This is a genomic window from Rhizobium mongolense USDA 1844, assembly GCF_000419765.1.
In the GTDB taxonomy this organism is placed as follows: domain Bacteria; phylum Pseudomonadota; class Alphaproteobacteria; order Rhizobiales; family Rhizobiaceae; genus Rhizobium; species Rhizobium mongolense.
Genome location: NZ_ATTQ01000006.1, coordinates 22,567 through 43,838 on the forward strand (window position 1 = coordinate 22,567; position 21,272 = coordinate 43,838).

Here is a 21,272-nt window from a genome sequence, read left to right on the forward strand (position 1 = left end):
TCAAGCCGGGGCCGATTTCCTCTCCAAGGTGAAAATTGGCACCGGTTGCGACTTTCCGCGCACCATCGCTTCGCCCAGCGAGCGCGTATCGACCCGACCGCAGGTTCGCTCCAACGTCTCGCCACTCAGCACGATCTCTACGCCATTGTCTTTCGCGACGCCGACGAGACGGCTCGCGAGATTCACGGCATCGCCGATCGCGGTATAGCTCAAGCGTTCGGCCGAGCCGATATTGCCGACGAGCGCCGTGCCGCTGTTAATGCCGATCCTGACCCTCACCGTGTCGTGGTGGGGTGCCAGCGGCGGCATGGCATGCATCGCATCACGGATGGCAGCGGCGGCACGGCAGGCGCGTAGTGCGTGATCGGGCTCGTCGTTCGGCGCGTTCCAGATAGCCATCACGGCGTCACCAATGAACTTGTCGACGGTGCCGCCCTCGGCGTGGATCGCGGCGATGGAAAGCGTGAGGAAGCGGGTGAGGTGCGGCTCGACACCGGCTCCGAGCTCCTCTGTCATCTCCGTGAAGCCGGGAAGGTCGGCGAAGAGGACGGTGATGTCGGTGAGCTTGCCGCCGGGCTTGGGCTCTATGCCGCCATCGACCAATGGCCGAACCACATCGAGCGGCATGAAGCGGGCGAAGGCCGATAGCCCTGACGACATCCGTTTCAGCGCCACCGAAAAGTCGTTGAGTTCAGCCAGCATCGTAGGCGTGTGGCTGACGGCACCGAGTTCAAAACATTCGACCGCATGCAATTGCTGGGCGAGCCGGGCAAGCGGCCGGGCGAAGAGCAGGCGGGCGAAAACAATGGCCGTGACGGCGGCGAGCAGCGCGATTCCCGCAATGATGAAGAGCACGCGCTTGGTGTTCTCGTCGATATCGCCTGCGAAGGTAGAGCGGGGGATTGCCGTCAGCAACCGCCAATCCTCGAAAGGCAACGCGTTAGACGAAATGAAGACCGGACCAATCGCGTCGCTCTGCTGAAGCGTGCGGAAGGCACCACGAGGATTGGCCTTGCGTGCCGACGCGACGGCGGCCGAAAGCGTATCGGTCTTCGGGAAATCGGCCAGATGGGCGGCCATGACCCCGTCTGATGGTCCAGATGTCGCGAGAACGACGTCGTCCCTGCCGAGCACATAGACCTTGCTTTCGGAGGGAATGTTGAGATCCTGTAGCGTCAGTGACAGTTGCCGCAGGCTGACGGCCACCATGACCACGCCCTCGAGTCGTCCGAAGGCTTCGACACGTTTTGAAAGGACGATCGAAGGCTCGAAGCCGCTGGGCAGAATATCGACGACCGTCCAAGCCGGATCCGTGCTGTCCTTGCCCTTGCGATACCAGGGCGAGCCCTCGGTCACATAGGCGCTCTCGGTCTTAACACGCTCTTCGAAAAAGATATCGCCGGGGATCGGCTTGTAGCGGTCACGGCGCAGCGCCCGAGGCGCGCCGGGCGCGGCCTTGCCGATTTCGATCATCTCGATCCGGCCATCGGATGCGGCATGCGAGCCGAAGAAGCGCCCATCGCGAAAACCGAAGCCGATCCATGCGATCGCCGGCTGTTCTCGCAGCAGCGAGAGAAACAGGAATTCGCGCTTGACCTCATCGTCGGGCTTGATGGCGCCCTGGAAGAAAACCGAGCGGACGATTTCCGCCGTGCTCGACACGAGGGCGAGTTGCGAGGCGAGCTCGTTGCGGACGGCTCCGGTGCTCTGCGCATCGAGGGCCGCCACGACATTGTCGACATTGGCACTCGCGGTGCGTTGCCAAATAAGATGGACCAGCCCCGCCGTCGAGATGACGGCGAGCAGCAGCAGTGCGGTGACCACACGGCCCATCTTCACGCGTGGAAGGAAATCAGCGCTCATGGCGGTCGGTGATGAGGCGGGCACTCCGCTCGTAGCAGAGATAGGCCAGGCCCCAATCCATGAAGACGACGAGGCGATTGCGGAAACCGACCAGGAACCACAGATGGGCAAGGTTCCAGACCAGCCAGGCCGAAAAGCCGGAGATCCTGATCCGTCCGAAATCGGCGACTGCCGCCTTGCGGCCTATCGTGGCAAGATTGCCGAAATGGCGATAGCGGAACGGTTCGACGGGATTGCCTGCCATGCGCGCCCGGATGGCACGCGCGGCATGCTCTCCCATCTGCTTGGCCGCCGGCGCGATGCCCGGAACCGGCGAGCCGTCCTCCCTATTTGCAGCGGCGGTGTCGCCGATAACGAAGACATTGTCATGGCCGGGAATGTTCAATCGCTCATCCACCACGGCGCGGCCGGCGCGATCGGCCTCGGCACCGAGCCATTTGGCCGCTTTCGATGCCATGACGCCTGCAGCCCAAAGCACGCAAGCCGAATGAATCCGCCGGCCATCTGCGAGCATGACGCCTTCGGCATCGCAATGGATGACAGTGGCTGTCTGCAGGACCTCGACGCCAAGCCCTTCGAGCTGTCGCTGGGCCTTTGCCGAAAGACAGGCCGGCATGGTCGGCAGGATGCGATTGCCGGCTTCGACCAACACCACTCGCGCCGAAGCTGCATCGATGTGACGGAAGTCGCGGACTATGACCTTGCGAGCGAGTTCGGCGATGGCACCGGCCATCTCGACGCCGGTGGGCCCGCCGCCGACCACCGCGAAGGTCAACAGCGCCTCACGACGCTTCTCATCCTGCGTGACCTCGGCGCGTTCGAAGGCGGAGAGGATGCGGGCGCGGATCTCGGTGGCGTCGCCGATCGTCTTGAGGCCCGGTGCGCTTTCGGCCCATTCCTCGTAGCCGAAATAGGCGTGGCGGGCACCGGTGGCGACAACAAGATAGTCATAGGGAATGGCGCACTCGGCGGTATGGACGAGTTGCATATCCTTGTCGATGCGCTCCACCCGCTGCATCAGCACCGTTACGTTCTTCTGGCGCGACAGGATTCGGCGGATCGGCATGGCGATCTGCGCCGGAGAAAGCCCAGCGGTCGCGACCTGATACAGCAGCGGCTGGAAGAGGTGATAGTTACGACGGTCGATGACGGTGACGTCCACCGGCGCACCTTTTAGCGCCATAACGGCGGCAAGCCCGCCGAAGCCAGCACCGAGAATGACCACGCGTGGGCGGCCATTGCCGGGCATGGGGCGGATCATGTTCGGCGCACCGCCCGTCATCGCGCCCTCCGCTTCGATGCGCATGGCTCAGCGCTCCCGCGAGAAGAAGCGGACGGCGAGATGGTCGATCGAGATCACGCCAGCACCACGCGCGAAAATGAGCAGTAGCGGAACCGCCCAAGTGAGATGTTCACCCCAATGGCCGGGATAAACGAAGATCTGGATCGTCGCGACGACACCGAGCAGCATCAGCGCCGCGAGACGGGAGAAGAGCCCAAAGAAGAGCAAAATCGCGCCCGAAAATTCGGCAGCCGTCGCGAGTACGGCAGCAATACCGGGATCGAGCACCGGCACTCGATACTCGAAGGCGAAGAGCTGAACCGTAACCGGCCAGGAGGCGAGCTTGCTCTGTGACGATTGCCAGAACACAATCGCAACGGCAAGTCGCGCCACGAATTGCACCGCCGAGAGCGGAACAGATGAGGCAAACTGGAGCGCCTGCGAATAGAGGCCGGCGAGACCGCTTCGCGCGGGCATGGATGTCGGGGTCAGCATGGTCATCGATCCAATCCTTCAGTTGAGGTTTGTCGGCAGGTGCCGTATGCGGGTGATTAGTCCCTCGGCGAACAGACCGCCGAGCGAGGCAACGAGGTCGAAGTCCGGCATGCGGTTTGCAGCCTTCATCACCGCTGGCTCCAATCGGCGCCCGTTCTTGAGCGCGCGCAGGAAGGTGTAGTAGGCGCCGTTCACACGCAGGAAACGGACGCTGTCGCGGTTCCGCCAGAGCGCAATGCGTTGAGGCTGACGTTTGATGTCGCGGAGCAGTTCCAGGTCGCCACTCGCCTGGTGCGCGGACCAAATGTCGAGCGCCGGCCAGCGGCAGAAGACCAACCGCAGTGACGGTTGAAGGACAAGGTCTGGCGTCGTGTCCTCTCCGCCGCGCTGGAGTTCTGCCATGGTCGCGGGTGTCAGGACGGCTGCGTCGAGCGCTTCGGCGATCAGCCATTCGAGCCGCGCGGTGTCGGCGATGAAAGGCAAGGACTTGAGGTCATCGAGCCGGCCGAGGAAATCGGCGAAGTCGCTTCCGTAGCGTACCAGCCGCGCCTCGGAGGGAGGACCGAAACGTATGAAGCTCGCCGCGACATGGCGGAAATAGCGTTCCCCGATCAGGCTGAGGGTCACCGGAAACACCGACACGAGCGTGGCCGTCAGCGACGCGAAGGTATTGTTGCGATAGATGTTGAAGCGGCGCATCGGGTCGAAGCTGTTGCCAATCTCGAGAGAAGAACCAAGATCCACCCCGGGACGGTCGAGTATCTTCGCGGCGACAGCATTTTGAAGCTCGAGGTCAGACAACATGGCGCGCCCTCCTCGTGACCGAGTTGGTGGCGAAGACCGAGGGCGTGATCGTAGTCAATGCCGCGATGGCCGGCATGGCACCGCGCGCAAGGTTGCTGGTCGAGGGCAGTGCGAGCCGCTCGAACCGCCGGTCTGGCTGCTGGGCAATTGGTGGCTTGCCGCGCTTCTGGAAGCTGATCGTTGCCGCCATCATGTCGGCCCACATGGCTTCGCCGAGCAGCACGTCGAGTGCGGGAACCTCGGTGTCCCACTCGATCAGCGTCGGGCGCGGGCCGATCTTGCGCAACACCTCGGCATAGAGCGACCAGACGGTCGGCGGGACGCGGGAGCCGTGATCGTCGATCAGCACGATATCGCCCTCGACTTCGTTGACCGCATGTCCGGCGAGATGAATTTCGCCGATGGCGTCTGCGGGGAGATCGTCGATGAAGGCCTTGGCGTCGAAATCGAGATTGCAGGCCGAGACGTAGACATTGTTGACATCGAGCAGCAAGCCGCAGCCGGTGCGCCTGACGAGCTCGGCTAAGAACTGCGCCTCCGTCATCGTGGAATTGGCAAAAGCGATATAGGCGGAGAGGTTCTCGATGAAAACACGGCGCTGCAGCGTGTTCTGCAGCTCATCGACATTGGCGGCGACGATATCGAGCGCATCCTCGTCGTAGCGCAGCGGCAACAGATCGTTGAGATAGGCGCCGTCGGCGACGCTCCAGGCCAGATGCTCGGAAACCAATCCTGGCTGGAAGCGGATGCACACTCGCCGCAACCGCTCCAGATGATCTCGATCAAGGCCCGAAGCGCTGCCCAGCGAAAGACCGACGCCGTGCACCGACAGCGGATAGGTCTCGCGCAACTTCTCGAGCGCGTCGACGGCGGCTGAGTTGCCCATGTAGTTTTCAGCATGGACTTCCAGCCACCCCGCCGAGGGCCGGCGGGAGAGCATTTCGGAAATGTGCCGGGAGCGCAGACCAATGCCCGCGGCATCCGGTACTGGAAGACTAGGAAATATCTTGGACATTGGTCACTCCTTCATACTGGCTGGATGAAGCTCAGAAGGCCTCAGGTCTTGGGTTCGATCGCGCCGCCAGAAATCTTGGCGCAGGTCCCGGCCGGCAGGTAGATCCAGGCATCGCCCTGGTTGTCCGCCGTCGAGGTGCCGGCGCAGGAATGGGTAGCTGTCTGGCAATCGTTGAGGCTGGCCTTGACGACGCCGTAGCACTTCTCAAATGAGAACTCGGGCTGTGCGGCAGGACCAGCGAAGGCACTGGAGCCAGCCATGGAGGTCATGGCGGCAAGGGCGGATCCGATGAGGATGCGAGTCGAGTTCATGGAAATGTCTCCTGGTTGAGGTTCGATCAAACCGCCTACCGGCTTGACTGCAGTTACTTTCCCGTAATCCCGGCGCGGTTTGAAATGCTGTTGCGGCATGGTTTCCATAGAATGGCGCTATGTGCGTGCCGCTGGCAGAGACGTAAAGAAAAAGCCCCCTCTGGAAGGAGGGGGCGAGACGACGTGCCGGGAGGAGTTTAGCGGGACGGACCGGCGACGCGGGGGAACTACTCGGAAATTCAGAGGTAGCGCTCGCGGATGTCGACCGTGGAGCGCTTGCCGATGTCTTTGTAATTGGCAAGCAGCCACATGTCGGCGCACTCACGGCCGCGGTCGCGGAGATCGACCAGTGCACCCCAGTCGGCATTGAGTTTGCTCGACACGGAGAGGTTCTTCATCGTCTCGTCGTCAGCGATGCCGTGCACGAAGATCCGCTTCAGATTGCCGGACCTTTCCGGTGAGGCGTCGATGAGGTCGGTGACGAAAGCGACCGCTCGCATTTCCCTCAGCAACGACGAATTGAAGCTGATTTCGTTGATGCGATTGAGGATTTCGGCAGCCGTGCGCGGCACCTCGGCTCGCTCGATCGGATTGATGTGGATGATCAAAACATCGGGCGTGTCGCAGCCGTAGATCAGGGGGAAGATCGCCGGATTGCCCATGTAACCGCCGTCCCAGTAGGACTCCCCGTCGATCTCGACCGCCTGGAACAGGAAGGGCAGGCAGGCCGATGCCATGACCGCTTCGATCGAGAGCTCGTCATTGCCGAATACCTTGACCTTTCCGGTCCGCACATTGGTGGCGCAGACATTCAGCTTGACCGGACAGCGCGCCATCCGGATCGCATCCATGTCGATCGACTGTTCCAGCACCTGCCGCAGCGGGTTGTAGTTGAACGGATTGAACTGGTAGGGCGACATCAGCCGCGTCACCATGTCGAACATCATGAAGGCGGGCGAAAATTCGAGCGCGCGCGATCCGGTGATCCTGTCGAAGATCGACGGTTGCAGCGGGCCGGATGCTGCCGCATGGCTGACACGCCGCCAGAAGCCGGCAAGCGCCGTCTGCGCACCGCTTCGCCCGCCCTCTGCAAGGCCGTAAGCCAGAACCGCGGCATTCATCGCGCCAGCGCTCGTTGCAACGATGCCTTCGAAGGACAGGTTGGGCTCATCGAGCAGGCGGTCGAGAACGCCCCAGGTGAAGGCCCCGTGCGCGCCGCCGCCCTGGAGCGCCAGGTTGATCATCCGCGGCCCGCGTTCGTAGGAGGCGACGGCGGCACAGTCGGCAGTCATTTTCGTGACGTCTGCGTGGTTGTTCATGGAAGTCTCTCTCCGATTTGCCCTGATTGGCATTGTCAATGTGCCGTCCAGCCGCCGTCGACCGGAATGGCCGTGCCTGTGATGGAACTCGCGAGATCGCAGCAGAGAAAGACGCTGAGCGAGCCCATCTCTTCGACCGTGGCGAAGCGTTTGGTTGGCTGATTCTTCAGAAACACGTCCCGGATCACGGCGTCTCTGGCGATGTTGTGCGATTTCGCCTGGGCATCGATCTGTTGCTCGACGAGTGGTGTCCAGACATAGCCGGGGCAGATCGCATTCGATGTCACGCCGAACTCGGCACCTTCCAGCGCAATCGACTTCGTGAAGCCCACCAAGCCGTGCTTGGCAGCCACATAGGCCGATTTGAATGGCGAGGCGACAAGGCCGTGAGCCGAGGCGACATTGATGATGCGGCCATAACCGCGCTCGCACATGCCATCGAAAGCGGCCTGGACAAGATGAAAGGCGGCCGACAAGTTGATCGCCATAATTGCATCCCACTTCTCAGGCGGAAATTCGCCAATGGGAGAAACGTGCTGGATGCCGGCATTGTTGACGATGATATCAACCTGGCCAAATCGGGCCTTTGCGCGCTCCACCATCATCTGAATAGCTTCGCGCTTCGACATGTCGGCGCTGTCGTAGGCGACATCGACATCGTTGGTCTCGGCCATCTCGGCGCGCAGGGTCTCGATCTCGGCCGGATTGCCAAAACCATTGAGCATGACCGAGGCGCCCGCCCTTGCCAGTGCATGGGCAATGCCGAGACCGATGCCGCTGGTCGAGCCCGTCACGATCGCCGTGCGGCCCTCCAGCATCTTGCGGCCAGCTAGGGATTCGGTTTCGGTAGCAAGCAGATTGAGCATCGCATTCTCCATTTTTAGACGCCACGACGTGTAGCTTTACGTTCAAAATGGCGCGGTTGCAGTCATAAGAGAAATGCCGCTCGCTAATGGAATTGATAATTCAGTGGCATTGGCGGAATATAGCGCGCGGGGCCAAAGTAGATGCATTGGCGTACTTTGGAATTATTGGCGGAGCGGATATGGATATCCATCACATCCGGTATTTTCTGGCCGTTTGCGAAACGCGCAATTTCACGCGCGCGGCGCAGAACTGCAATGTCACCCAACCCGCGCTGAGCCGAGCGATTCAGCAGCTCGAGGACGAAGTGGGCGGGCTGCTTTTCCGTCGCGAACGGAACCTTACCCACATCACCGATCTCGGCAATCTCTTGCGTCCGCGTTTCCAGCAAGTGCAGGACGAACTCTTGGGCGTCAAAGCCGAGGCATCGAAATTTCTCTGCCTCAACGACGCGCACCTCAAGGTCGGCATCATGTGCACAATCGGACCGCGGCGCTTTACCGGCCTGCTCACCGACTTCAACATGCGCCACAAGGGCATCCAGCTCCAGCTCGTCGAAGGCATTCCGGCCAAGTTGTCGGCATTGCTGGAGCAGGGCGAACTCGATATCGCGATCATGTCAAGCGCCGACAATTTTCCGGAACGCTTCGATGTGACGCCGCTGTTTCGGGAACGGTTCATGCTGGCCTTCCCGGCGGGGCACCGGCTCAGCCAATACGATGCCATTCCGATCGCCGCGATTGATGGCGAGATCTATCTTCGCCGTGTCAATTGTGAGTACTGGGACTACCTGACAGATCTCTGTGACGCCCAGGGTGTGAACACCATCGTCTCCTATTCGAGCGAACGTGAGGACTGGATTCAGAATCTTGTCGCTGGTGGCCTGGGTATCTGTTTCATTCCAGAATACAGCGCCGTCGTGCCTGGCTTGCAAGTCCGGCCCGTCGCCGAACCGGAGGTAACTCGCGAAGTCTGCCTTGTCACCGTAACTGGCCGCCGCTTCTCCCCCGCCGTCTCCACTTTCGTCGGCGCTGTCAAATCTTACGGCTGGGCCACGCTACCAAGCCGCTCACATTGAAAGCCTAAGGAAATTGCGCTCCGTATTCTGGCGATGCGGAAGCGTCCGCATGTCCTGCGTTTCACGATAGCTTCAGGCTATGGAATTGAGAATGAGGCGGCATTTCTCATTCACCATCACCTTCTCCATGCTCTCTGTCATGCCCGGCGCGAACCCTTCAGTCGGGCCCTACAAGGAGAACTCTGATGAAATTCGAACTCAATCCCAAGCGCCTGACGCTCGCCACCGTCCTCACACTCGCATCCTTCACCGCCATCCCGATCGGCTATGCCTATGCCGGCGAATGCGCGACTGACCAGATCGCCGAAAATGGCATGCAGCCCGGCGAAATGATGCCGAAGGACGTGACCGACGAGGTCATCTCGTCGATCGATCTCGCCTCCAAGGGCGATGCCTGGAAGAATAGTGCCCTGCGCATGCGCAAGCTCGTCGTGCAGCCCGGCGGCGTCGTGCCGTGGCATTCGCATGACGCCCGCCCAGCGAATATCCTGATCGTTTCGGGTTCGATCACCGAATACCGCAGCACCTGCAAAGTGCCGATCGAGCACAAGGCCGGCGACGTGACTGCCGAATTTGGCATGCTTTCGCATTGGTGGAAGAACAATGGCAGCGAGCCGGCCGTCCTCTACTCCGCCGACATCGTGACCTCGGAAGAGCAAAAGCACGAATCCATGTGAGCTGCTCGCCGGGTTCACTGACAGGCGTCTTCGGTCCCGCCAGATCGGAGATGCCGCACCACTTCATTCAACCATTGGAGCGATCGCCATGACCGGCATCGAGCATGTCCTCAATCCGCCGCGCATGAATTTCGGAGCAGCCGCCGATGGCCGGCGCTTTGCCGTCATCGCGCTGATCGCCTTTCTGACACTGGTCGATCTCTTCGCGGCCCAAGCGATCCTGCCCGCACTTGTCGAGAAATTCCAGGTCAGCCGCGCTGCCATGGGCTTTGCCGTCAATGCCAGTACTTTCGGCATGGCCGTCGCCGGGCTTGGCATTGCCTTCTTCGGCCGCAGCATCGATCGCCGCAACGGAATCTGGATCAGCCTCGCCCTGCTTTCCATCCCGACGACGGCTCTCGCCTTCACCGACGACCTGACGATTTTCGCAGTATTCCGCGTCGTCCAGGGCCTCTGCATGTCGGCCGCCTTCACGCTGACCATGGCTTATCTCTCAGAGCACTTCTCACCGGCCCATGCGACGGGCGCGTTGGCGGCCTACGTGACCGGCAATGTCGCAAGCAATCTTTTCGGTCGCATCCTGTCCGCTGCGGTGGCTGGCCTTGGTGGGCTTGAAATCAACTTTCTCACTTTCGCAGCACTCAACATCGGCGGCGCACTGCTGGTCTGGTTAACGCTGAAGAAGAAGTCGGCAACGATGCAAACAAGCGAGGACGGCTCGTTCAACATGCCCCGCTGGACCTATCATTTCACTGACAGCGAACTGCGCCGCACTTTCGCGATCGGCTTCCTCATCCTCTTCGTCTTCATCGGTACTTTCACCTATGGGAATTTCCAGCTCCTGGCTCTCGGCCTTTCGCCGATGACGCTTGGTCTCGTCTACCTCGTCTTCCTGCCTTCGATACTGACCACACCAATGGCAGGCAAGCTCGCGACCCGCATCGGCGCAAAATTCGCGATCATCTCGACACTCGGACTCGCGATTGTCGGCCTAGCGGCACTTCTGAGCGTCAGCCTGCCCTTGGTCTTGGCAGGACTCGCGCTCGTCGCGGTCGGCACGTTTCTCGCCCAGGCAATCGCCACCGGGCTGATCGGACGGCGCGCGGTCACCGACAAGGCAGGTGCCAGTGGCATCTACCTCGCATGCTATTACACCGGCGGTCTCGCGGGCAGCTTCGTGCTCGGTCAGATCTACGATCAAGTCGGCTGGCCGGCTTGTATCGGCGTGCTCATTGCGGCGCTGCTTGGCGCCGTCGTGATCGCTCTCCCCATCGGCTCAACGCCCGGTCCGTCTCGGCTATAATCCAAGGTCATCGAAACGCACATCGAACGGCATTATCCATCCCGGACATCACCAGCGACACTCCAGACGTATCGTCCAACCCAACAAAGGAATGAAGAAATGCCCAGGTTTATCGGTCCACTATTCGCTTTCACCGTACTGACGTCCGCCGCTCTCGGTGTAACCTCCGCCAGCGTCGCACAGGCCGGCAAGCGTGACGGCGTCGTCACGCTCGAGAGCCGCTACTCGGTCAGCGAGACCGTAAAGAGGATCAAGGCCGACGTCGTCGAGAAGGGCATCACGCTGTTCGACGACATCGATCAGGCAGAGCTCGGAAACGCCGCGGGCAACAAGGTCCGACCGTCCCGCCTGATCCTGTTCGGGAATCCCGCGTTGGGAACGACTTTCATCACAGCGAGCCCGACCTCCGGTCTGGATTGGCCGGTCCGTGTTCTCGTCTATCAAATGAAGGACGGTTCGGTGAACGTCGCCTATAACGATTTCGGCTGGATTGCCCGTCGCCACGGCATCGGCAACCGCAAGAAGGAACTCAAGATGGCGACCGAGGTGATTGAGTCGGTAACCTCATCGGTTCGCAAATGAGTGCTTCCAGCTTGGGTGAGCACTCGCCCAAGCTCCAGTTTAAAGTTGAAGAGAGTAGCGACCTAAGTTCCTTGCGATGGTCAGCTTCTCGCCGAGCGCTCAGGTGTACGCGCGGTGGATTTTTACTATGTTCAGAGGTAAAGTCGCGGCATTAAATGCGCGCATATCCACCCAACGATTGTACGCCGCAGGAGCGGTCACCGCTGTGGATCGAAAGCTTGCAGCCATCCTTTCCGCCGATGTTGCTGGCTTCAGCCGCCTTACGGCGTTGGACGAGGAAAGCACGGTTCGTGCACTTAACTTGTGTCACAGTCGGATCGCCGAATTAGTGCGCGAGCATGGCGGTCGTATATTCGGCAGCGCAGGTGACGGCCTTGTCGCGGAGTTCCCAAGTGCTGTGCAGGCCGTCCGGTGCTCGGTTGAAATGCAGCGCAGCCTTCCCAGCCACTCAAACGACCTTCCACAGGATCGCCGCCTGGAATTTCGCATCGGCATCAATCTGGGCGACGTGATCGTGTCTGGCGATGATCTGCTTGGCGACGGCGTGAACATCGCGGCGCGCCTGCAGGAGATGGCCGCTCCATCAGGCATATGCATTTCCGGGTCGGTGCGCGAGCATCTCGACGGCAAAGTGCTGTTCACGCTCACCAGCCTTGGAGAGCGCGTCCTGAAAAACATCCCCAAGCCAGTTTCTGTCTTTCGCGTGGATTGGCCGGAAGAGAACGGTGAAGGAAATGAGACAGGGTCGGTGCGATCGTTTTCGGCCCGCTTTGGCAAGGACCAGCCATCGATCGTGGTCATGCCCTTCGACAACCTCAGCGGCCATAGCGATGAGTATTTCGTGGACGGCGTCGTGGAGGAAATCACCGCGGCTCTCTCCCGAGTTCGAAATTTCTTCGTGATCGCGCGCCAGTCTGCGTTCACGTACAAGGGTCGCTTCGTCGACGTGCGTAGTGTCGGCAGGGAACTTGGCGTGACCTATGTGGTCGAAGGTACCGTCCGACGGGGAGGGGACCGGCTGCGTATTTCGGTGCAACTTGTTGAAGCTGAGATGCGGACCCAGCTTTGGTCCGAGCGCTATGAGGGCGCGACGCAGGACATCTTCGAATTCCAGGACAGGATCGCGGCGCAGGTCGCGGGCGCAGTCCATCCAGCCATTCGCAGCGCGGAAATCGAGCTCGCGATGCGCAAGCCGCCCAGCAGTCTGCGCGCCTACGACCTCGTCATGCGCGCTTACCCGTACCTCTGGGGTCACAACAAGGATGCTATCAAGCGGGCAATCCCGCTCCTTCAGGACGCCATCGGAATCGATCCTGCGTACGGCCGCGCCCATGCTTTCTTAGCCTGGTGCCACGCCCAGAACCTCGGCTACATCTGGACTGAAGAACCAGAGAAGGAACTCGAATGCGCATTAAGCGCCATCGAGGCTGCAGCAGCCTCGATTGACGATGATCCGACTGCCTTGACCGCTACCGGCGGGGCGTTGAGCCACTGCGGCGATCAGGAGGGTGCGTCGGCCTATCTCGAAAGAGCACTGGCGCTCGATCCAAACAATGCCTGGGCATGGGCGAGGTATGGATGGGTCGCAAGCTACAAAGGCCAGCCTGATCGCGCGAGGGAGCGTTTCGAGCGGGCGATGACGCTTAGTCCGGCGGATCCACTCGCCTTCAATATGAGAATGGGCTTGGCTCTCTCCTTGGCGTTGGCAGGCAACCTTTCCGAGGCAGTCACCATCGCCCGGGAGGTAGTCAACAAACACCCGGAGGTGACGTGGCCATACCGGATGATGACTGCCTGGTCGGCAATGAGTGGTGACGAGGACACAGCTCGATGGGCGGCGAAAAAGCTGCTGGCAGCCGAGCCGGGCTTTACGATCCAGCGCTATCTGACACGGCCTGTGTTTCGAGCCATACCGCAATGGGCAGATCAAATGGCCGAGGGCTTGCGGCAAGCAGGATTGCCTGAACACTGACTGCAGTTAAGGCATGTTTCGGACGCGGAGATCATAAGGTGGTGGCGGGAAACGTCGGCGAGATTTTCCTGACGAACTAGGTCTGCAGGCATGGGAAGCGGGTGCCGCATTGATCGAGAAGGGGATGTCGTCCATCTTGTCGCGCAGCGGCTATTCGATTTGTCCGGCGATTTCTCTGGGCTGGCCGACCGCAATATCGACTTCAAGCTGCCGTCTGGACGTGGGGATGAGTTTGCCCATGGATCGCCCGGAAGTCCGGATTCACGAGAAAGGTCAAAGCCAGTTCCGCAGTCGAAGGACATCTTCGTCAGGGATCTGCATATCGACACGCTGAAGGTGAAGAGCAGGAATTTTCACTGAAGTGCCAGCGTCTTGGCTATGCGCCTCGGCGGGCGGTTTCTGTTACTGGTAAGCGATACTGCCGAAGTCGCGGTACACATTTCTCTAATCTCGGAATGCCTGATACCGAGCCGACTCGGCGGCGCTTAGAGTGTAGTTGGAGTCACTGTCAGCGCTTTTAACAAGAGTGCCGTCGCGGCAAAGTTCGTCTACGATCGCTCCCAAAACTGGCGACAGGCATGCTGGTGCCGACAGAAATGCTGACAAGCGATGATCCGGGATCCTTTTTCACGAAGCGCCGCACCAACATCTGAGGTACAGTCAATCTCGGTTTGAGCTCATAGTATCCGCTGTCATGCCTCTCTTGATCCCGGCGGTGTCGTTCAACGATTTCTCCGGCAGCCCAATCGCCCAATGCATACAGCCTTTCGAGAAGCTGCTGTGCCCGTTCCACATCTTGAAGGGAAAGGCCGCTTTGACTGATGTAATATGCGGCCACTCCATCGGTCGTCACCTTCTCATCAGATGCTCCGTCGTGGATCAAAGCTGTTGGGGGATAGTTCGTGGACACCACGTTGCGGTAACCGGACAGTCTCACGATGTCTTCAAAACACCAAGATTCAATGATGGCACCGATCATTGCTCAAAGACTCTCTTCCAAGGTTGCCGCTTCTCGAGCACGGTTCGATCACACTATACGGCGATGTGGGTGCACCCAAGGTCTCTTTGTTGAGGGAGGTAGCTCCAGCGATCGAATGTCGATGTGAACCCGCCAATCCTTCTACCGAAGCAGGCCGTCGCTTCCGAATTCGTCCCATCCGAACAACCCGATCAAAGCGTCGTCAGCGTTCTGTTCAACCTGCTTGGCTTTCTTTTGTTTCTTCAGCGAACGTGTCAGCTTCGCCTGATATGCGGCGCGCCTTCGGTTTTCTGCTTTCGCTGCCGCGTCTTCCTCTCGCCATTCGTCTACAGCGCCGCGATCGAGGAGGTCTTCGACGACCCGCGGATCGAATACGTGGAAGGTGATCCGTCGCGCTCGTCCCTGCAGCCTGACGGTTCGTGTTCCGGCGCTCGGAAGGCGCCCGTCCTCCAGCCAGCGCTTCCGCTCAGAAGCCGTGATCGCCAGGATGTCCTCGATCTCACGCGGAATGACTGGAAGTTTCGCCATGTCGGCAAGCGCTATCGAAACGGTGGATGTGGTCGCGCGGAAAACTGTCTTGGCAGTTTCCGGCATGACAAGGATGAGGCCTCCCGACTGCATGTCCAGCGACTTCCGGACCGAGGTCGGAAGCCGGGAGCGAATTTCCTGAAGGATACCCTTGATCCGGACAGCGGATCCGAGAGTCACCGCAACCGGGAGCGGCCACTCCCTGATCAGTTCGGGATCGTCGCTTTCCTTATTTTTTATCTTCGCTTTAGGCATGATGAAGCAGATGGGATCTGAAGCGCCGAGCGTCAACGGAATCCCGGCTAATTTCCCACGTTCGGCGAGCGAGGAGGAGACCGAACCTCCTCGTCTTCACCGCCATCGCATCAGCCACTACGTGAGGCGAAGCCTTTGCTCATGCCCATCTCAGATCCTCCCTGTCGAAGCAGGTCGCTATAGAGTCGTCCGCAACAACGACGAGATGACGTTCGAAATTCTTGAAGGCCGGAACTGGTATTTGCGCCACCCCAAGAAGCTGGCAGGTGCAATCGGCTCTTCCGACCTCGGATACATTGAACTGGGATGACCAGAGGGCGTTTTCGGACGGGCTCGCGACAGCAGGCTGCGATAGCTGGGTCATGGGGGAATCCTGAGCCACATCGTCAAGGCGAGTATCAATGCCGGGTATTGAGCAGTGGCTGATCGTCATCGAAATTCCCGTTACTGACTGCGTCATACGCGCCTCGCGTGCCGAAAGCGGTCAACTCGATCATAATTGCCTTTGCACGCTCGACCGCGGTCTCCTCGTCGCTATGGGCGGCATCGGCGACATGGACGGTGACGACGTCGCCATCATCTCCGACGAAATCGATCCGCCACCCGTTGTCCTCGTGAGCGACCTTCGTGTTGGTCAGATGCATGAGATCACCCCACCTTCTTCCCTCTGAGATCGGCTTCGACGCTCTTCCGGAGAGCATCCATGATGTTGACGACATTGGACTTCGGCGCAGCTTCGGCAGCCTTGCCCTTGGCAGCCTTCTTCGGCTTCAGCGCCTTCCTTTTCTCCTCGATGAGCTTCAGCAGGCTGGTCTGGATCGGATCGCTGGCCATCTCCGGCGACCAGTGCGCCGACTTCTGCTTGATGAGCTTCTGGACAAGAGGAACGAGGTCGGGGTCGGCCTCTTCGTCGATATCCTCGAAGTACGAATCCTCTGGCCGCACCTCGTCGCCAAACCGCAGGCTCCAAAGGACGATTCCTTCGTCGCGCGGTTCCAGGATGACGGCGCGTTCGCGGCGGCCCATCACCAGCTTCGAGACGCCGAATACCTTGTCCGCCTTCATGGCATCGCGGATGACGGCGAACGCCTCGTTGCCAACCGGGTCGTCAGGCATGAGGTAATGGGGCTTCTCGAGATAGGTCCATTCGATGGAGTCGGCGGGCACGAACTTTTCGATGTCGATCGTCTTCACCGTGTCCAGTGCGACCCGGTCGAGATCGTCATCCGTCAGGATGACATAGTCGTTCTCGCCGCGCGCGTAGCCCTTGGCCTCGTTCTCGTCCTTGACTGGCTTGCCGGTCACGGAGTCGACGTACTGCGAAACCACTCGGTTCCCGGTCGCCTTGTTCAGCGTGTGGAAGCGAACCTTCTCGGATTCCGAAGTTGCCGGGGTCATCGCAACGGGGCACGTCACCAGCGATAGCTTCAGATACCCTTTCCAATAGTAGCGAGGGGCCATAGTCACGGTCTCCTGTTAGCTTGCCTTGCGACGCGGAGCAGCTCCGGACGAGGCGGCCTTCGAGGCCACTCCGCGCGCGGCGCGCTCCCGACCAGTGCCTTTGTTGGCGTTGGCGGCAGTGCGTTTCGGTTTGTTGTCTGCGGCCGCGCCAGCCTTGAGAATCCCGGCGCTCTCGCGAAGGGCGGCCAACAGATCGTTCGGCTTCGAAATCTCGACCTTCTTCGGCTTCGGGAGCGCCTTGCCTTCCAACTTCGCCTTCACGAGCTCGGCCAAGGCGGCTTCGTAGCGGTCGTCAAATGTGGCCGGGTCGAACTCGCCTCTCTTCGTCGAAATGATGTGCTTTGCGAGGTCGAGCATCTCGCCTTCGATCCTCAATTTCGGCATCTCCTCGAAAGCCTTTTTCGAGGACCGGACTTCGTAGTCGTAGTTGAGCGTGGTGGCGATCAAGCCCTTGCCGTGCGGGCGAATGAGCACCGTCCGGACTCGCCGGAAGAGGACGGCACGCGCGATTGCCGAGACCTTGGAATTCTTCATGGCCTCGCGGAGGGCGACGAAGGCGTCGGCGTTCATCTTGTCCGGTGTGAGGTAGTACGGCTTGTCGAAGAAAATGTCGTCGATCTCGCTGCAGGGGATGAACGCCTGCACTTCGAGCGTCTTGTTGCTTTCCGGGATGGTCGCGGCCACTTCCTCGGGATCGATAATGATGTATTGGCCGTTGTCGATCTCGAAGCCCTTCGTCTGTGCCTCGCGCTCCACGCGCTCTTCGGTCTCGCTGTCGATGAACACGCGGTTGACCCGGTTGCCTGTCTTCGCATTGATCGTATTGAACGTGATGCGCTCGGATGTGCTCGCGGCTGTGTAGAGCGCCACGCCGCAGCTTACCTCGCCAAACCGTAAGAAGCCCTTCCACTGCGCGCGATGTCCCGATGCCATGGACGCATCCTCCGAATCACTAAGTCGCGACTCAAAGACGTGCGAAGGTGATTCGTTCCGACTCAAAGCGAATCATTTTTCAATGACTTATGGAATATTCTTCCTAGTTCGATTCAATTTCCTTTCAGAGTTGTGGCGGCAGGTTTCCGGTCCTGTTCTGCGGGAAATTTCCCGGCCGCGACGGGTGGTCCGATCCACGTTCACGCTGCTCACGCATCTTTTTAGAATCCCACGCGTTCTTTCTCTTCCAACCAATGGAGGATTTCATGACCAAGCGTGAAATGATCGACACAGGAAACGACAAGCGCTACGTACGCCGCGACGAGAAGGGGCAGTTCAAGGAGAGCGTTGATGTTGGCCGCTCCCTGTCTGCCGACAAGCGCCACAAGGCGAAGCATGATGCGAAGCCCGGCGAGGGCGACAAGGGTGATCATCGCTCGAAGCATTGAGGTCGAACATGGCAGAGGACATCTCGGGCGAAATCCGCCTTCTGCTCGAACAGCTTGTCGACCGCTTCGTCGTGAAGGGCTGCAAGGCTCCCGATGTTTTCGAGAGCATGCAGCCGGGGCGAGCGTACATGTTTCCGCTCTTGACCCCGTCGCCGCCCGCACGGCATTGAACGGGATCGGCGGGATTGAGGTTCTGCCTCTCGACCTTGCGGATCAGGCATCGGTTAAAGCCTTTGCGAAAGGTTTCCTTGAGCACCAGGGCCGGCTCGACATTCTCGTTCTCAACGCAGGGATAATGGCGCAGCCGCTCTTCCGCGACAAACGTGGCAGGGAGGGCCATTTCTCGATCAATTACCTTGGACACTATGAGCTCACCGCGCGGCTGTGGCCAGCATTGCTCGCCGCCGGGACATCCAGAGTGGTCGTCCTGTCGTCCCGGGGCCATCAGATGTCCGATGTCGATCTCGAGGATATCGATTTCGCGCGCCGTCCCTACGACAAGTGGATGGCTTGCGGCCAATCCAAGACAGCGAATGCCCTCTTCGCGGTATCACTCGACAGGCGCGGTCGTGGGCATGGCGTTCGTGCCTTTTCTGTCCATCCCGGAATGATTGTCACCCCCGGTATTCGCCACCTATCCCGATCCGAGCTCGACGCTTTCGGCGCGCTCGAAGCGGATGGGACTCCCGTGATCGATCCGACGATGGATAAGAAAACCCCGGGGCAAGGGGCGGCGACGTCGGTCTGGTGCGCAACTTCCCCGGCGCTGAGTTCATCGGGCGGGGTCTACTGCGAGAACTGCGATATCGCGTCCGTTCGGACCAACAGCCCCTTCGGGGTGCGGCCGTATGCGATCGACCCGCAGAGGGCCGAAAGGTTGTGGCAAATGAGCGCGATGTTGACGGGATTAGACATTGTAATGACTTGAAGCACAGTGTTGTATCTCGCGGTGCCTTTCGGTGCTTGACGGCGGCACGGCATGTACTGATCCCCCTAAAAGAAGATGGACGGACCGCTACGCCGTTACCATACATTTCTCAAGCGAGGTTTGTATTGTGCTGTCATCCTCGAACCCGACTGGTTCGACCAGAATGCGCGGCATTACTCGGTGTCGAAGCTGGCACCGCTCCCTTATCAGGGCAGATCAGAATGGAAGGGAAGGCAATACTTAACGCAACCGCTGCGCCGAATTTAGCGACATCCTTCGGCGAATTCCGGCTGTACCCGGGGCGTCACCTCCTTGTCAAAGACCAGGAGCCGGTGGCAGTCGGCTCGCGGGCGCTCGAAATCCTCATCGCGCTGACCGAGCGGCCGGGCGAGCTCGTGACGAAGGACGAACTGATTTCGCGTGCCTGGCCGAACACGATAGTCGAAGAGTCGAACCTCAGAGCGCAGATCGCCGTGCTTCGGAAGGCACTGGGCGAAGACCAATCCGCCGCGCGATACATTGCCGCCGTCCCATCGCGTGGTTATCGGTTCATCGCTCCGCTTTCCCGTTCCGAGGTCAAAATCGACCCCGTCGAGGAGGCCGCGCCAAACAACCTTCCAAAGCAACTGACGCGGCCGATCGGACGGGAGGAGGCAATCGGGATTCTGGAAGGTCGCATTCAACGGTTCCGTCTTGTCACGGTTGTCGGTCCGGGCGGTATTGGAAAGACAACTGTCGGCATTCGCGTGGCAGAGGAACCATCGCCATCGTATCAACACGGTGTGTGCTTTATGGACTTGGCACCACTGTCGCATCCTTCGTCACTTCCGTCGGTGTTGACGTCACTGCTTCGGCTCCCGGAGATAACTGGCGATCCGATTTCCCTCGTGAGCGCGCACCTCCGTGACAAGCATATGCTTCTGGTCTTTGATAGTTGCGAGCTCGTACTCGACGCCGCTGCGCGACTAGCGGAGACCTTGCTTCGGGAGGCGCCGGGCATCAGTGTTCTGGCTACCAGCCGCGAGGCCTTGCGGGTGGAGGGCGAGAGCGTCTACAGGCTCCCGCCGCTAGATATGCCGCCGCTCGGCGCGGGCCTGACTGCGGCCGATGCTTTGGCATTTCCAGCCATTCGCCTTTTTGTGAATATCGAGCATCGCGCGATAACGCGGATCGGTTCGTGAGGCTTGCTCAAAACGGTCTCGATAGGTTCATCGGCGACCGCATGCTGAGCATGACGCTCTTCTGCATGGGAGACTTCCGAGGTGCCCGTCGCCATGCCGATCTCATGCTGGCGCACGATGTATCCACGGACATTCCACCCGGTGGTTCCGTAAGGTTCAGGTTCGGTCAGTCCGTTTCCGCCCGAATACAGCCCGCTCAGCTCTTGTGGATGCAGGGCTTCCCGGATCAGGCCGTACGCGCCGCCGCCGACGCCGTCGAAGCGGCGCGCACCTCTGGTCACGCGATCTCCCTATGCGAATCGTTGGCCAGATGGTCGTGCCCAGTCCTCGTTCATGTCGGAGACCTTGCGGCGGCTGATTCCGCGATCACAGAACTACTCGACCTGGCGAAACTAAATGGGCTCGGTCCATGGGAGGTGTTCGGCCGCTGCTGGAAAGCGGCTCTGCTGATCCAGCGGGGACTTCCCGAAAGAGGCGTTCCGCTTCTCCGCAACGGACTGGCGGAACTGCGTCGGGTCAAGCTCTTCAATCTCTACAACGTCAGACTTGTCTGCTCCCTGGCCGAAGGCCTCGCCTCGCTTGGCGAGCACGCCGAAGCGCGCGCGCTCGTGGATGCGGCCATTGCTTCGAGCGAAGAGAAGGACGAACTCTGGTACATCACGGAACTCTATCGTCTGAAGGGCGACATCGTTTTTCAGTGCGGAGACGGCGACATCGCCGAGCGGTGCTATCTCCAGTCCATCGAGCTGGCGCGACAGCAGGACGCGCTTTCCCTGGAGCTCAGAGGAGTCACGAGTCTGGCACGTTCGTCTAACGAGCGCGGCGACAGGATTGGGGCTCGAGAGCTTTTGGCCACGGTCTACGACCGTTTCAGCGAAGGTTTCGATACCGCTGACTTGAGGACGGCGTGGGCAATGCTGACCGAAAATCCCTGATCGAAACCTGCCATCCCCGTACAGCCCGTCACAAGAATTCACCACGATTCACTGGCTG

General features: G+C 60.2%; 24 protein-coding genes and 1 pseudogene. 12 read left to right on the forward strand and 13 right to left on the reverse strand.

Features of this window, described 5'->3' with window-relative positions; all coding sequences use genetic code 11:
- The 8 genes from A3C3_RS0112470 to A3C3_RS0112505 form a co-directional block, all read right to left on the reverse strand.
- A complete protein-coding gene (locus tag A3C3_RS0112470) occupies nt 1-1,863 on the reverse strand; it encodes an adenylate/guanylate cyclase domain-containing protein (RefSeq protein ID WP_022714940.1) in 1,863 nt (620 codons plus the stop codon).
- Nucleotides 1,853-3,169: an NAD(P)/FAD-dependent oxidoreductase gene (locus tag A3C3_RS0112475; protein WP_022714941.1), complete on the reverse strand. Its 1,317-nt coding sequence runs from the start codon at nt 3,167-3,169 to the stop codon at nt 1,853-1,855. Before A3C3_RS0112475 ends, A3C3_RS0112470 begins: the two co-directional genes overlap by 11 nt.
- 3 nt (nt 3,170-3,172) lie before the next feature.
- Nucleotides 3,173-3,646, reverse strand: a complete 474-nt coding sequence (locus tag A3C3_RS0112480; protein ID WP_022714942.1) for a DoxX family protein — start codon at nt 3,644-3,646, stop codon at nt 3,173-3,175.
- A gap of 12 nt (nt 3,647-3,658) precedes the next feature.
- Nucleotides 3,659-4,444, reverse strand: coding sequence for an HvfC/BufC family peptide modification chaperone (locus A3C3_RS0112485; RefSeq protein ID WP_022714943.1), 786 nt, complete (start codon nt 4,442-4,444; stop codon nt 3,659-3,661).
- Nucleotides 4,434-5,459 carry an MNIO family bufferin maturase gene (bufB, locus tag A3C3_RS0112490; RefSeq protein ID WP_022714944.1) on the reverse strand — a complete coding sequence of 342 codons (1,026 nt, stop codon included), beginning with the start codon at nt 5,457-5,459 and terminating at the stop codon, nt 4,434-4,436. Before bufB ends, A3C3_RS0112485 begins: the two co-directional genes overlap by 11 nt.
- A gap of 41 nt (nt 5,460-5,500) precedes the next feature.
- Nucleotides 5,501-5,770: a BufA1 family periplasmic bufferin-type metallophore gene (locus A3C3_RS0112495; protein ID WP_022714945.1), complete on the reverse strand. Its 270-nt coding sequence runs from the start codon at nt 5,768-5,770 to the stop codon at nt 5,501-5,503.
- Nucleotides 5,771-6,009: 239 nt separating this feature from the next.
- Entirely contained in the window at nt 6,010-7,089 is a 1,080-nt protein-coding gene (locus A3C3_RS0112500; RefSeq protein ID WP_022714946.1) for a patatin-like phospholipase family protein, read from the reverse strand.
- 35 nt (nt 7,090-7,124) lie between these two features.
- On the reverse strand, nt 7,125-7,955 hold the full coding sequence (locus A3C3_RS0112505) for a 3-hydroxybutyrate dehydrogenase (protein ID WP_022714947.1): 831 nt from the start codon (nt 7,953-7,955) through the stop codon (nt 7,125-7,127).
- A gap of 179 nt (nt 7,956-8,134) precedes the next feature.
- Here A3C3_RS0112505 and A3C3_RS0112510 point away from each other — a divergent pair, with 179 nt between their 5' ends.
- The 6 genes and pseudogenes from A3C3_RS0112510 to A3C3_RS46950 all read left to right on the forward strand — a co-directional run.
- Entirely contained in the window at nt 8,135-9,031 is an 897-nt protein-coding gene (locus A3C3_RS0112510; RefSeq protein WP_022714948.1) for a LysR family transcriptional regulator, read from the forward strand.
- Between the two features lie 185 nt (nt 9,032-9,216).
- Nucleotides 9,217-9,708, forward strand: coding sequence for a cupin domain-containing protein (locus tag A3C3_RS0112515; protein ID WP_022714949.1), 492 nt, complete (start codon nt 9,217-9,219; stop codon nt 9,706-9,708).
- Nucleotides 9,709-9,796: 88 nt separating this feature from the next.
- On the forward strand, nt 9,797-11,011 hold the full coding sequence (locus A3C3_RS0112520; RefSeq protein ID WP_022714950.1) for an MFS transporter: 1,215 nt from the start codon (nt 9,797-9,799) through the stop codon (nt 11,009-11,011).
- 99 nt (nt 11,012-11,110) lie between these two features.
- On the forward strand, nt 11,111-11,593 hold the full coding sequence (locus A3C3_RS0112525) for a DUF302 domain-containing protein (RefSeq protein ID WP_022714951.1): 483 nt from the start codon (nt 11,111-11,113) through the stop codon (nt 11,591-11,593).
- A gap of 205 nt (nt 11,594-11,798) precedes the next feature.
- Entirely contained in the window at nt 11,799-13,565 is a 1,767-nt protein-coding gene (locus A3C3_RS0112530) for an adenylate/guanylate cyclase domain-containing protein (RefSeq protein WP_022714952.1), read from the forward strand.
- 105 nt (nt 13,566-13,670) lie between these two features.
- A pseudogene (locus tag A3C3_RS46950) lies at nt 13,671-13,925 on the forward strand (hypothetical protein); the annotation flags it as partial.
- A 157-nt stretch (nt 13,926-14,082) separates the two neighbouring features.
- Here A3C3_RS46950 and A3C3_RS0112540 read toward each other — a convergent pair.
- A complete protein-coding gene (locus tag A3C3_RS0112540; protein WP_022714954.1) occupies nt 14,083-14,544 on the reverse strand; it encodes a hypothetical protein in 462 nt (153 codons plus the stop codon).
- A gap of 141 nt (nt 14,545-14,685) precedes the next feature.
- A complete protein-coding gene (locus A3C3_RS0112545) occupies nt 14,686-15,327 on the reverse strand; it encodes a hypothetical protein (protein WP_028739597.1) in 642 nt (213 codons plus the stop codon).
- Between A3C3_RS0112545 and A3C3_RS46055 the strand changes: the two genes are divergently transcribed.
- Nucleotides 15,224-15,637 carry a hypothetical protein gene (locus A3C3_RS46055; RefSeq protein WP_198019861.1) on the forward strand — a complete coding sequence of 138 codons (414 nt, stop codon included), beginning with the start codon at nt 15,224-15,226 and terminating at the stop codon, nt 15,635-15,637. The two genes, A3C3_RS0112545 and A3C3_RS46055, sit on opposite strands and share 104 nt — an antisense overlap.
- Nucleotides 15,638-15,725: 88 nt before the next feature.
- On the opposite strand, the gene A3C3_RS0112555 is transcribed toward A3C3_RS46055, so the two are convergent.
- From A3C3_RS0112555 to ku (A3C3_RS0112565), 3 genes are read right to left on the reverse strand one after another with little or no spacing between them, the layout of a single operon-like run.
- The gene (locus A3C3_RS0112555) at nt 15,726-15,971 is read right to left on the reverse strand and encodes a hypothetical protein (protein WP_022714957.1); all 246 of its coding nucleotides are present in this window, start codon (nt 15,969-15,971) and stop codon (nt 15,726-15,728) included.
- A gap of 4 nt (nt 15,972-15,975) precedes the next feature.
- Nucleotides 15,976-16,788, reverse strand: a complete 813-nt coding sequence (ku, locus tag A3C3_RS0112560) for a non-homologous end joining protein Ku (protein WP_022714958.1) — start codon at nt 16,786-16,788, stop codon at nt 15,976-15,978.
- A gap of 15 nt (nt 16,789-16,803) precedes the next feature.
- A complete protein-coding gene (gene ku / locus A3C3_RS0112565; RefSeq protein WP_022714959.1) occupies nt 16,804-17,721 on the reverse strand; it encodes a non-homologous end joining protein Ku in 918 nt (305 codons plus the stop codon).
- Nucleotides 17,722-17,987: 266 nt separating this feature from the next.
- On the opposite strand from ku (A3C3_RS0112565), the gene A3C3_RS0112570 reads away from it, so the two are divergent.
- The 5 genes from A3C3_RS0112570 to A3C3_RS46965 are packed head-to-tail and all read left to right on the forward strand — an operon-like array spanning nt 17,988 to nt 21,214.
- Nucleotides 17,988-18,170, forward strand: coding sequence for a hypothetical protein (locus tag A3C3_RS0112570; RefSeq protein ID WP_022714960.1), 183 nt, complete (start codon nt 17,988-17,990; stop codon nt 18,168-18,170).
- A gap of 8 nt (nt 18,171-18,178) precedes the next feature.
- Nucleotides 18,179-18,340 carry a hypothetical protein gene (locus tag A3C3_RS46955; protein WP_233450626.1) on the forward strand — a complete coding sequence of 54 codons (162 nt, stop codon included), beginning with the start codon at nt 18,179-18,181 and terminating at the stop codon, nt 18,338-18,340.
- Nucleotides 18,337-19,098 carry an SDR family NAD(P)-dependent oxidoreductase gene (locus A3C3_RS38255; protein ID WP_233450627.1) on the forward strand — a complete coding sequence of 254 codons (762 nt, stop codon included), beginning with the start codon at nt 18,337-18,339 and terminating at the stop codon, nt 19,096-19,098. The genes A3C3_RS46955 and A3C3_RS38255 overlap by 4 nt, the downstream gene beginning before the upstream one ends.
- Nucleotides 19,099-19,133: 35 nt before the next feature.
- Nucleotides 19,134-20,279 (forward strand): ATP-binding protein, encoded by a 1,146-nt coding sequence (locus A3C3_RS46960; protein ID WP_233450628.1) that lies wholly within the window; start codon nt 19,134-19,136, stop codon nt 20,277-20,279.
- The gene (locus tag A3C3_RS46965) at nt 20,276-21,214 is read left to right on the forward strand and encodes a hypothetical protein (protein ID WP_022714963.1); all 939 of its coding nucleotides are present in this window, start codon (nt 20,276-20,278) and stop codon (nt 21,212-21,214) included. Before A3C3_RS46960 ends, A3C3_RS46965 begins: the two co-directional genes overlap by 4 nt.
- Nucleotides 21,215-21,272 lie beyond the last annotated feature (58 nt).